We start from the raw sequence: 12,672 nt of genomic DNA, 5'->3' as shown, positions 1-12,672 counted from the left end.
CAGTTCATTGTGTGATGATTTTTGTGTTATAAGAGGATTTACTTTTTTTAAGAAAATAAATACCCTAATAATATTCATCAGATCTACTCTCTGTTTTTTAATAGGATCCAACCTGATAGTTCAACATTCTTTTTACTTATTTTATCTTGCCAGAATAGTTTGTACCAATAAGTATCAGTTGGAAGAGGATTTCCAATATATTTCCCATCCCAGATTGGAGTTTTTGAGGTTGGTTTAAATACTGCTTTACCATATTTGTCGAATATGCTTCCTTCAAAATTTCCGTATTTACTGATCTCACTAAAATTTATTACATCATTAATGCCATCATTATTTGGAGTAATAACATTAGCCATAAAGAATGTGTAATATTCTACATTTGTATCACAAGAAGTCTCTTTGTTTCTAACCCGAATAGAATATAGAGTCTTTTTAAGAACATTGGTGAAAACATTTGAAGTCTGCCAGGTAACCCCTCCATCAATAGAATATTCAAGAGAAATACTTCCATTATTTTTTGCATTAATAGTTAAGGTATTGTTATTGTAAACTATACCGGTAATTTCTGGGGTAAGAATATATGAAACTGCAGCAGTAAAGGATTTAGAGCAAGTTCCATTATTGATGGTTACTGTATAAGTACCGGTAGCAGTTACATTGATTTTCTGAGTTGTCGCTCCGGTATTCCAGCTATAAGTATAGTTTAAACCTGATCCTGCATCTAATATACCAGTATCTCCTTTGCAGATTTCTATATTGTTCAGAGCGGATGTTATTTCAGGAACCACATTGATGGTAATGGTTGCAGCTGTTTGTGAAGCACAACCATTGATTCCCACTCCAGTTACGGTATAGGTCGTTGTGGAAGTAGGGGAAACTGTCTGAGTATTTCCGTTACCTGATAATCCAGTCCATGTATAGGTTATAGCACCGGATGCAGTTAGAGTAACAGATTGCCCTTTACAAATTGTAAGAGCAGGTGCGGTGATAGAAATAATAGGTGGAGTTGTATTATTTATTACGGTTACTGTAGCTTGTTTCACACAACCTGATGGATTAGCACTTGTAATCGTAAGCGTGTAAGTTCCACCATTATTCACTATCGGAGTCAATGTATTTGCTCCTGAAACAATATTTCCACCATTAGTTGCTGTCCATAAGAATGTTGCTCCAGGCTGATAAACAGATGTTGTAGCATCCAGTGTAATTTGAGCAACAGTACATGTAATTTGTGAAGGAGTAGCGATATTGACAATTATTGCAGGGTCCATGGTTACGGTTACGGTTTTTTGATATTGACAACCTGCAGGTGTTGTAACAGTTACTGTATAAATACCTCCTGCAACAACTGTATTGGTAGTTCCGTTTACCCCGTTTGACCAGGAAAAAGTATTTCCTGTGCCTGATGCCGTTGCCGTTAAAACTGTAGATGAACCTTCACAAAACGCTAAATTCCCAGTAATCTGTACGTTGGGATCCACATCTGCTACAATAGTAATTGATGCAGGAGCAATGGCACAGTTTCCACTTGTATTAGTTAAAGTATAAGTTCCGGGAGCTGTTATGGTGATAGATTGAGTCGTTGCACCTGTAGACCATGTATTTCCCGTTGCAAAATTCGATGTTAAAGTTACACTCCCGTTATTACAAATTGCCGGAGCGGATGTAGAAATGACTAGAGTGGGGTTTGTATTGATTATCAATTGCAATTCTACAACTTTCGAACAGGTAGCTGATGCTATACGGACATAAATGGTTGCATTTCCGGAAAGATAAGCCGCAGGATTGGCAATGGTATTGGTATTTCCTGCATTGGCGTCTGCTAATGTCGTGTAATATGAAAATACAGTTCCCGGAGTAGTACTTATTAAAGTTTGTGCAGATGTTAAATCGAAATTAGCTGTTGCGGAGCTGGAACATTCGCTTAAGGTTGCGTTCTGAGCTACCGGAACCACACCTTGAGTTACGGTCACGGATTTTTGATATTGGCAACCTGAAGGCGTAGTAACAGTCACAGTATATACACCTCCTGCTGTAACGGTATTGGTAGATCCGCTTACCCCGTTTGACCAGGAAAAAGTATTTCCGGTTCCTGTAGAGGTGGCCGTTAAAGTAGTTGTTGAAGGGTCACATAAGACCAGATTTCCAGTGATCTGTACATCAGGATTGCTTTCAGCATTGATGGTTACTGAAACAGGGGTACTTGTACATGATCCATTGCTGTTGGATAGGGTATAAGTTCCCGGAGAGGTCACAGTAATAGATTGTGTTGTTGCACCTGTAGACCATACATTCCCCGTAGTTTGGTTTGAGGTAAGAGTCACGCTTCCTCCATAACAAATGGTAGTTGACGAAGGAGTGATAGCAGGAGTTACAGTCTGTGTTATTGTAAGCTGTAGCTGTGCTACTTTGAAACATGTTGCAGAACTGACACGGACATAAATGGTTGCATTTCCGGAAAGATAAGCTGCAGGATTGGCAATGGTATTGGTATTTCCTGCATTGGCGTCTGCTAATGTCGTGTAATATGAAAATACAGTTCCCGGAGTAGTACTTATTAAAGTTGGTGCGGATGTTAGATCGAAATTAGCTGTTGCGGAGCTGGAACATTCGCTTAAGGTTGCGTTCTGAACTACCGGAACGACACCTTGATCCACCGTCACGGATTTTTGATATTGGCACCCTGAAGGCGTAGTAACAGTCACTGTGTATACACCTCCTGCCGTAACGGTATTGGTAGATCCGTTTACCCCGTTTGACCATGAAAAAGTATTTCCGGTTCCTGTAGAGGTGGCCGTTAAAGTAGTTGTTGAAGATTCACACAGAACCAGGTTTCCTGTAATCTGGACATCAGGATTGCTTTCAGCATTGATGGTTACTGAAACAGGGGTACTTGTACATGATCCATTGCTGTTGGATAGGGTATAGGTTCCCGGAGAGTTCACAGTAATAGATTGTGTCGTAGCACCTGTCGACCATATATTTCCAGTAGTTTGGTTTGAGGTAAGAGTCACGCTTCCTCCATAACAAATGGTAGTTGACGAAGAGGTGATGGCAGGGGTTACAGTCTGTGTTACTGTAAGCTGTAGCTGTGCCACTTTGAAACATGTTGCAGAACTGACACGGACATAAATGGTTGTATTTCCGGAAAGATAAGCTGCGGGATTGGCAATGGTATTGGTATTTCCTGCATTGGCGTCTGCTAATGTCGTGTAATATGAAAATACAGTTCCTGGAGTAGTACTTATTAAAGCTTGTGCGGATGTTAGATCGAAATTAGCTGTTGCGGAGCTGGAACATTCACTTAAGTTTGCGTTCTGAACTACCGGAACCACACCTTGATCCACCGTAACGGATTTTTGATATTGGCACCCTGAAGGAGTAGTAACAGTCACTGTGTATACACCTCCTGCCGTAACGGTATTGGTAGATCCGTTTACCCCGTTTGACCATGAAAAAGTATTTCCGGTTCCTGTAGAGGTAGCTGTTAAAGTAGTTGCTGAAGATTCACAAAGAATCAGGTTTCCAGTGATCTGTACATCAGGATTGCTTTCAGCATTGATGGTGACTGAAGTAGAAGTACTTGTACATCCATTGTTGTTGGATAGGGTATAAGTTCCCGGAGAGGTCACGGTAATAGATTGTGTCGTAGCACCTGTAGACCATACATTTCCCGTAGTTTGGTTTGAGGTAAGAGTCACGCTTCCTCCATAACAAATGGTAGTTGATGAAGGAGTGATAACAGGAGTTACAGTCTGTATTACTGTAAGCTGCAATTGAGCCACTTTGAAACATGCTCCTGAGCTGACGCGGGCATAAATGATTGCATTTCCGGAAAGATAGGCTGCAGGATTGGCAATGGTATTGGTATTTCCTGCATTGGCGTCTGCCAAAGTAGTATAATATGAAAACACAGCTCCCGGAGTAGTACTTATTGAAGCTTGTGCGGATGTTAAATTGAAAGTGGCCGTTGCTGAGTTTGAACATTCACTTAAGCTTGCATTCTGGACGACAGGCGAAGTTCCGGCTACTACAGTAATGGTTGCTTCTCCTGGACAGTTGTTTCCCTGAATAAAAACTTTAACAGTATATACACCAGGTTGTGTTGCAGTATAGCTCGCATTTGTCGCTCCCGGAATAGCATTGGTTCCCTGATACCACTGATAGGTTATATTAGATCCTTGAATTGAGGCAGTAAAAGTCTGTGGTGTATTATCACACATAGTGACAGAATCCGGAAGTTGGACTCCTGCCGGATCCATCATTCCCACTCCGATATCAAAGGATCCTGCCTCAAGAAATACTGCTGAATCATATGCGGTATCATTAAAATCCGCAAGCACAATTTTAAAATGATAGGTTTCTCCAGGAACTACCGTTGCTTTTGCAGTAAGTGGAATGGTACGTCCATTAAAATTAGTCTCAATCTGAGCAGTATTGTTACCCGCATAATATACTTCATTCTGAGGTCCGCAGTTTGGATATTGAGGGTGAATATTGGTTACACTTACAGGCCCTGCTCCTCCTGGAAGTACAGCAAGATTGGTATAAGTAGGATCAGATACTTTTTTTAATAATAAGGCAAAACCATCAGTATAGGTACAAGGATAGTTGCTCTGATATTCTTTAGAAGCAAATAAATATCTGAAAGTAATTTCAGTAGAAGCAGCCACAAAGTCAAACTCTATAGAAGTGGCATTATGTAAGTTGTTGGTTCCTATAGCAGCAGATAGATCTGGATCTCCTGCGGTCCCAAGGTTATCACTTAAATTGGGCTCAAAAGTGTTCCCTGCTTTATTTGCATATCCTGTTGAAAGTATAATTCCTTTAGTGAAAGGAAAGTCTGTACTTGATTTATTGAAATATCCCCAGCTTCGGTTCGGATCAGTGGCCGGTAAGTTTGGGGAAACAGTTACATTGCTTACATTTGAACTGACACAAGTGGTGCCTCCTGATATAAGAACATCACTGATCAGCTGATTTATAGGATAGTTCGACTCTGGATAGCCTGGTGCATTTACATCTATAAAAGCACCTGCTTTCATAGATGCAGCCGTAGGCTTTGCCGCAATCTCTACCCTGCCTTTATTTTGAGCCAAAACAAAGTTTCCAAGGAATGTTAAAAATAACACTAAAAGTAAATTTTCTCTCATATTATTGTTTTTTTTATTATGTTTAATGACTGTATGACCGTATTGTTAAAATAGATGATGTGAATGAAATTTCTGTGAGTAGTGAGCAGTTTTACTCATTCTTTTTTATATGAAAAAGTTGATATTTCTTTTCAATATTGATCTTTTGTACATGTCCTTTACTGATTGAATGGCTGTTTCAGAAGTTCAATATCGATGTAGTGAATAATGGGTTTTTAAATGCAACCTGGCATAATAGTTTTCAGATATTAATTCTTTTTTAGCCATGAAATTAAGAATGTAATAGGTATAACAAAGAATTTAAATCGTAGTTGTTTGACTACGATTGTGAAAATATTGTTAGTGTTATTTTTCGTTTTTATTAAGCTGCTTACAAAATATATTATCGATCTTATTTAAACTTTTATAATGGATAAAAGAGGTTAGAGAAATTAGCAATTTATAGCCGCAAAAAAAGGACTGAAATTCTGGAATTCATAAAGAAATATAAATAGGAAAAATAGATTTTACCCTATCTAAGAAAAGGTAAAAGGAGAGGGTTCTATAAGATTCAATTTTGGAAGAATTTTCCAATTTATTATAAAATGATTAAAATGGGCTGTCGATGTTGTGAATTGAGTTTGAAAAAAAAATTCTAAGAAAACAATAAGCTAGAAACTTTTAGATTATTATTTCAATAAATGAAGCAAGCAATAAAGGTTCCTTTTAAGCGAGTCTGGATTTTTCTGCTACAGAATCTGATTCTTCCCTGTGTTTGGTTAAATGGAAGTTATACATGAAGTAGAACAGGAGGAGAGCTGGATATTGGGAGAGAAAATCATCAAAAAAAAGCAACGGTATTTTTCTTTATGATAATCAGAGGCAGATGCTTTCTTAGAAAAATTCTTTAAGTAGACAGCTTCATAATCTCTATAAGATTGAGTATGTTTTTAAAGAAATCTTTTCTCTCTTAAAAGATATCAATGTAGAATAGAAAGGTTTGTTTCTTAATGCAGGTTCAGGGTTGAGAAGTAAAGAATTCAGAGATATTTTGGAGCAGAAAGAAATCTTTTCTATTTCGTTCCTCTGGAAAATAAAAGTTTAAACAGGTTTGTAATTTATTCTTTGACAAAGATTATCATTTGTTTCTGGAATTGGCTAAAAGTTTTCTTTAATAATTCCAGGTAAATTAATTTCGATATTTTTATATTTAATGCTTCGTTTATTTTCTCCTTGTAATGTACAATCTTCTTGATTATCAGTATAGGATAAGTCATAGCTGTTTTCTCCAACAGTCATAGATGCTTTTCCTTTTATTTTCATGTGGTTTGTCACGAAACCAGCAAGTTTGTGCTTATCTCCAGAAAACTTTTCTTTAGTACTTTTTAATTCAAAATACAGTTTTGTTCCATCATTTTTTATGAGTGTAAATTTTCTTACTTCGCCTTCCTTTTCAATGGGTTTCGCAAATTCTGGAATTAGTGGTAATTCTGAAATCTTATACATACTATCATTATTATCAGTGAATGAACTTGATTCAATGTTTTTTTTATTACATGAAACAAATGATATGGCTGCAATAGCCATTAAAAACATAATTTTTCTCATAATTTAATTCTATTTTAATGATGAAATTAAGAATGTAATGGGTGTAACAAAGAATTTAAAGTGTAGTTGTTGAACTACGATTGTGAAAATATTGTTAGTGTTATTTTTTTCTGTTTTTTTATGACATAGGTATTATGTAAAATCGATTTAGAAATCTCATTGTTGGGTAAAGTATATTATCTCCTGGTCCTTGCATAGGTTAGAAGTTTATTCTTGAGAATACTCAGCGGATCGGTCAATACTTTATTATCGGTGTCAGTTTTACCTTGTAATTTGAAGATTTTGCAATGATCAGTATAAATCAGTTCATATCCATTTTCTTCTATTGTCATCACTGCTTTCTCTTTTGTTTTTTTATCAGTCATCACAAAACCAGTCAGGGTATTGTCTTCCTTCCAAAAATATGAGGATGTAACTTTCAATTCAAAATTTAATATTTTGCAGTCAGCCTTGATCAATGTGAATTTTCGAATTTCCCACGATTCTTTAATTGGTGCAGCAAAGTCTGGAACAGCAGGCAATTCCGAAATTTGGTAAACTTTATGATAGATAGGAGAGGAGTTCTTATTGGTAAATATTTTTGGTTCAGTCTGGGTACATGCCAGATTAAGGGCTGCCACAACGGCCAGAGTAAATATAGATCTCATTAATTCTTCGATGTGTGACAAAAATATTTAATGCTTTTCTATAACAGAGAATCAGAATCGTAGGCATTATACTACACTTATGAAAATATTAATCGATGAAACCCTGCCTTTTTAATGATAAAAACAAGTAATATCCTTTGTTGATCTTAATAGATTTATAAAGAAGACTGTGGTATAGAAAAAAGAAAGATGAGCGTATTGCCCATCTTCCATTGTACACTTAAATACTAATAATACGTACTATATCCTTTAAAAAAGTTACTGGACTTTATATCCGATTTATATTATACTTTTAAATTAAAAAAGGGTGAAATTTAATATTATGAATAATGTCAATAGTACTAAAAATCGGAAATTGAAAATGTGGATATAGCAGGTTCTCAAAAGATGTCCCCTATCTTTTACTTATTTAAAATATTACTAGTAAAGTATACATAAACAACTTAATAAGACAAACTTATTAAAATAGCTTAAGTAATAAGAAGTATAGGTTGTAGATATTCAACTATATCAATGAAGTAATAAATTGTCATATAAGACCTTTTTTTAGAATGTTATATAAAAAAGATGAGCTCATTGAGCCCATCTTAATCCTGTACCATCTCAAAAATACAGAAAGTTAAAATATGAATGTTTGACGAATTTATGTTTAGAAATGATATCTTTTTATTAAAGGATCATGTAATTGACTTATATTATACTTTTAAATTTAAATGAGCGAAATTTAAAAGATGAAATGTCATTACTACTTAAAATCGGATATGCATAAACAGTTTAATAATGACAAACTTATTGAAATAGCTTAAGTAATAAGAAGTATAAGTTGTAAACATTAGACTATAGCAATGAAGCTATAAATTGTCATATAACATATTTTTAAGAATGATATATAAAAAAGATGGGCTCATTGAGCCCATCCTGATCCTGCACCATCTCATAAAATACAGGAAGTTAAAAAATATGAATGTTAAACGAATTTATATTTAGCCCCTTTTTATTAGATATCATATTTTATTATATAGCATTTGATCTTATTTTTTAATGAATTTTTGAGAAGACTTTCCTAAAGAAGTTTCGATATCAATTAAATAAGTTCCGCTTTGGAAGTGTCTAACGTCAACCTTGTCACCAATAACTTTAGCATTTATTTTTCTTCCAGACATATCATAAACAGCAATTGATTTAATTTTCCCTGTTGTTTTAATTGTCAATACATCAGAAACTGGATTTGGATAGATGGAAGTTTCTGAGTTTTTTGTATCAACATCTGCAGTGGATAATACACAAGGTGTTGTAATACTGCCATATGGTTGTGTATTGTATGCATACTCAGTTACAGAATAATCTGAACCATTTGCCCCCACAATCAGTTTGAAATAACCGTTAATGTTGTAACCATCGAATTGATTTCTAAAACCAACATAGGCTGTTTGACCAGACCAGGTAGTATAGGTAGGAGTGTACACATCAAGTTGGTTGGGAGTAAAGCCAGGATACCCTATATTACTTGCATTAGTTATGGTGGTGCAAGCTGGAATTAAACTTATATTTCGTGTTCCTGTTTCGCATACTAACCCTTTCCAATAGGTTTCGAACTTTAATTGATTGGCAGCATAGTACCAAGCTCCATATCCTGCATTATCACTAAGTTCCGGGTTAATGATAAAATATTTCCAAGGTGCTCCGGGGTTGGTTGTTACTGTTGTTGCTGTTGGGTTGGCATAACTTTCCAGAGGAGTCCCTGTAACTATTTTATAAGGATCTTTATAAGAGAAAGTTAATGCTAGAGCTGTTGTTGATCCTAGTGAAGCTGTGCCTCCTGTTATAGCCGGATTCAGGAATGTAATTGATGAATTCAGGACCTGGCTTTTTGGGTGACTGGTTGCAGCACCATTTATGGTAAGTGTAGCAGTTGTAGGGCTTGTAACTACTATACTTGCTGTTAGTCCTGCTGGTAATGAAGAGGTGAAATGTGTTCCCGAAACAAGAGTTGTTCCATTTGGTACGTCAAATGTTGCTGAATTTAATGTAATTGTTGATGTAGGGGCAGAGGCTACTGTTCCATCTAATGACACTGCTCCATTATTGTCTAAGTTTTCTGTAAATGTACTGTTGCTAAGGGTTAGCCTGGGCGGAGTATTGGCAACTCCGGTTGCAACTAAGTTGGCAGGCTGCCATAAAGTTACTCTTGAAGCATGGTTTAATGCTGCCAGCATCCTGTAAACTTGTCCATTGGTAAACATTTTATAACAACCGGCAGAGCCGTTGTATCCCATATAGTTTTCAACGTTCACTTTCTGTCCAAGACAATTGTTGCCAGTGGCACATCCTAATCCATTAGAATTATTTTCTACAGGGGTGTCTGCAACTCCATCACCATCATTACCAGGGTTTGCAGTTGAACAAAGAACATTGAAAGTATGCTGAAGATTGAGCCAGTGCCCAAATTCGTGCGTGAATGTATCAGAAAACTCGTTTGAAGCCACTGTTCCTGCAGCATCAAATATATAACGTCCATTATAAACAACTCTTGCTGTATTATCTGAAGTCATGGATGTATCCGGATACCAGGCCACTCCTGAGTTATTAAGAGTTTTATCAGCATAAAGATCATTTTGGATATACACATTCATATACTTTGTATTATCCCAGGCATCTGCACCAATTTCTGTATCATATCCGCCACCATTGCCATATCCGCCTTTGAAAGGATGAAATACCACTCCGCTGGTTACTTTTCCGGTGGGGTCAATTTTAGCTAAACGGAATTCAATGCTTAAAGCTCCTCTGATAGATTGGAAATCAGGATCTACGGTGTTTGAATCAGTGTTAATTCCATTGAAATTTAAGTTGATTTGTTCCAGTAAGTCGACTACTTTTTGGTAATTTACTTTTACATTACTTTGAGATTCTCCATACACATGAAAAACCACAGGGATAATGTAGGTTGGATTATTGATTGTATTCAATGAATTTTTGTTTGATTTCATTTTTTTTATGAAATCTTTGGTGTATTTCTCAAAATTATCATATTCAGCCTTAGATTCAGGATGCAGCTCAAAATGTTTTTTCATCATTTCATCTGCTTTACACTCATGAGGCCTATCTTGCTGTGCAAAACCTATTATTGGAAATAGGGACATAAATAGTAATGATTTAAATCTCATAATTTTTGGATTTTTATGTTAATAAATTATTTGAATAATCCAATTTTTTTTGGTTTAATCAACCTATTTAATTGGATCTAGTAGAATGATTTTAATTTGTCTGTAAAATTCTGATAGTCAATACCTCCAATGCTTTTGTCTACAACTTTGCCATCTTTTATAATAAAAGTCTGTGGTATAACGCTATATCCCATGACCCCATTCCCACCCAGAAATGTTTTGATTGTCTCTATATATTCTTTGTTTTTAAACGTTATATCATTAATAGGGTGTTTTGTAAGAAACATTTCTAATTTTTTCTGATCTTCATCCAGCGATAAGAAAACAAATTTGATATGATTATTTTCTGTTGCTATTTTTTGAAAGACTGGGATTTCCTCTACACATGGCTGACACCAGGTTGCCCATACATTAACAACAGTTATTCCCCCTTTACTAAGATATTCTTTATGGAAAGGACTATTTTTAATATCAGGTGATTTATGCTGCTGAATTGATCTGTTTGCGTTCCTGGACCTAAGGAATAATAAACCAATTAATATTATTCCCATTGGAATAATGAAAAATAAAAACCACCTTTTCATATAACTTCTTTTATGAGCAAAGCTATATAATAAATTTGCTTACAAAGGCATCAGGGTTGTAGTTATTTAACGATAGGAATGACGGTTTTTATAGTGGCTATTGTTGATTTATATCTGTAAAAAAGCCCTGTTTTAAAAATTTTAAAACAGGGCTTTACTAATATGAAGTTAAATATAGAAATGCTCTTATTATTCGGTAAGGTTTTTATGAGGGTTATTAAGACATAACTGAAGTTGTTCTTTATCAAGTTGATTCTCCCAGTTAGCCACTACAACAGTAGCCACAGAATTACCAATAACGTTGGTGAGCGCTCTGCATTCACTCATAAATTTATCAATTCCTAAAATCAGTGTCATTCCGGCAATAGGAATTTCCGGTACAATCGCTAATGTTGCTGCTAAAGTGACAAAACCTGCTCCTGTAACTCCTGCTGCTCCTTTAGAACTTAGCATAGCAATCAGAAGGAGTGCCAGCTGTTTTTCAATAGGCAGGTGAATATTAAGAGCCTGGGCAATAAAAAGTGAAGCAAGAGTCATATAAATATTAGTTCCGTCAAGATTAAAAGAATAGCCGGTAGGAACAACAAAACCTACAATAGTTTTCGAACAGCCTGCTTTTTCAAGCTTTTCCATAAGTCCTGGCAGTGCAGATTCTGAAGAACTCGTTCCTAATACCAGAAGAACTTCTTCTTTAAGATAAATGATGAGCTTGAAAATATTAAATCCATTATACCAGGCTACTCCTCCTAATATGACAATGATGAACAGGATAGAAGTGATGTAAAAAGTGCCTACTAAAAAAATCAGATTTAAAACAGAGTAAAGCCCGTATTTCCCAATAGTAAATGCCATTGCACCAAAAGCTCCGATAGGTGCAAGCTTCATCAGCATATGTACAATTTTAAAGATGGGAGCTGATAAATCCTGGATAAAATCAGTGATCCTTTGGCTTTTATCTTTAGTTAATACCAAAGCAACTCCCATTAAGATAGACACCAAAAGTATCTGAAGAATGTTATCACCTACAAGAGGACTAAACAATGTGTCCGGAATAATATTGGTGAGAAATCCCGTGACTGTGGTATCGTGGGCTTTCTGCTGATATTGAGAAATATCGCCTGAAAGATTGGAGGGATCAATATTTAATCCTGATCCGGGCTGTAATAAATTTCCTACAATAAGCCCAATGACAAGAGCCAGGGTAGAGAAAGTAAGAAAATAGATCATTGATTTTACAGCAATCCGGCCCACTTTGGTGAGGTCTGTCATGTGGGCAATTCCCAATGTAAGGGTGATAAAAATAACCGGTGCAATAATCATTTTAACCAGTTTAATAAAACCATCACCCAATGGTTTCATTTTCTCACCGATTTCAGGATAAAACTGGCCTAAAAGTACTCCGCCAATGATAGCTATAACAACTTGAAAGTAAAGCTGCTGATATATTTTTTTTGATTTCATAAGTGTTTAAATTATTATACTTGTAATATGTTAAGGGATAGAATGCCGAATAAATATTGTAGTTTACCGATAT

The 12,672-nt window shown here is 35.7% G+C and carries 6 protein-coding genes; all 6 read right to left on the bottom strand.

The genetic code is table 11. The features are described 5' to 3' along the window. Positions 1–83 precede the first annotated feature (83 nt). Entirely contained in the window at positions 84–5,153 is a 5,070-nt protein-coding gene (locus tag NK356_RS10645; protein ID WP_253316947.1) for a choice-of-anchor L domain-containing protein, read from the bottom strand. 1,137 nt (positions 5,154–6,290) lie between these two features. Further along, complete coding sequence (locus NK356_RS10640) at positions 6,291–6,740, bottom strand: hypothetical protein (RefSeq protein WP_034700039.1); 450 nt, start codon at positions 6,738–6,740, stop codon at positions 6,291–6,293. Positions 6,741–6,916: 176 nt separating this feature from the next. Continuing rightward, entirely contained in the window at positions 6,917–7,387 is a 471-nt protein-coding gene (locus NK356_RS10635; RefSeq protein ID WP_253316946.1) for a hypothetical protein, read from the bottom strand. A gap of 1,031 nt (positions 7,388–8,418) precedes the next feature. After that, positions 8,419–10,464: a zinc-dependent metalloprotease gene (locus NK356_RS10630; RefSeq protein ID WP_253316945.1), complete on the bottom strand. Its 2,046-nt coding sequence runs from the start codon at positions 10,462–10,464 to the stop codon at positions 8,419–8,421. A gap of 167 nt (positions 10,465–10,631) precedes the next feature. Beyond that, positions 10,632–11,138: a TlpA disulfide reductase family protein gene (locus NK356_RS10625; protein WP_253316944.1), complete on the bottom strand. Its 507-nt coding sequence runs from the start codon at positions 11,136–11,138 to the stop codon at positions 10,632–10,634. A gap of 189 nt (positions 11,139–11,327) precedes the next feature. After that, complete coding sequence (locus tag NK356_RS10620) at positions 11,328–12,599, bottom strand: dicarboxylate/amino acid:cation symporter (protein WP_034700033.1); 1,272 nt, start codon at positions 12,597–12,599, stop codon at positions 11,328–11,330. Between the last annotated feature and the right edge of the window lie 73 nt (positions 12,600–12,672).

The organism is Chryseobacterium sp. S0630, assembly GCF_024158915.1.
Taxonomy (GTDB): Bacteria; Bacteroidota; Bacteroidia; order Flavobacteriales; family Weeksellaceae; genus Chryseobacterium.
The sequence above is the reverse complement of the archived record's forward strand: the minus strand, read 5'-3'. Positions and strand labels throughout refer to the sequence as shown.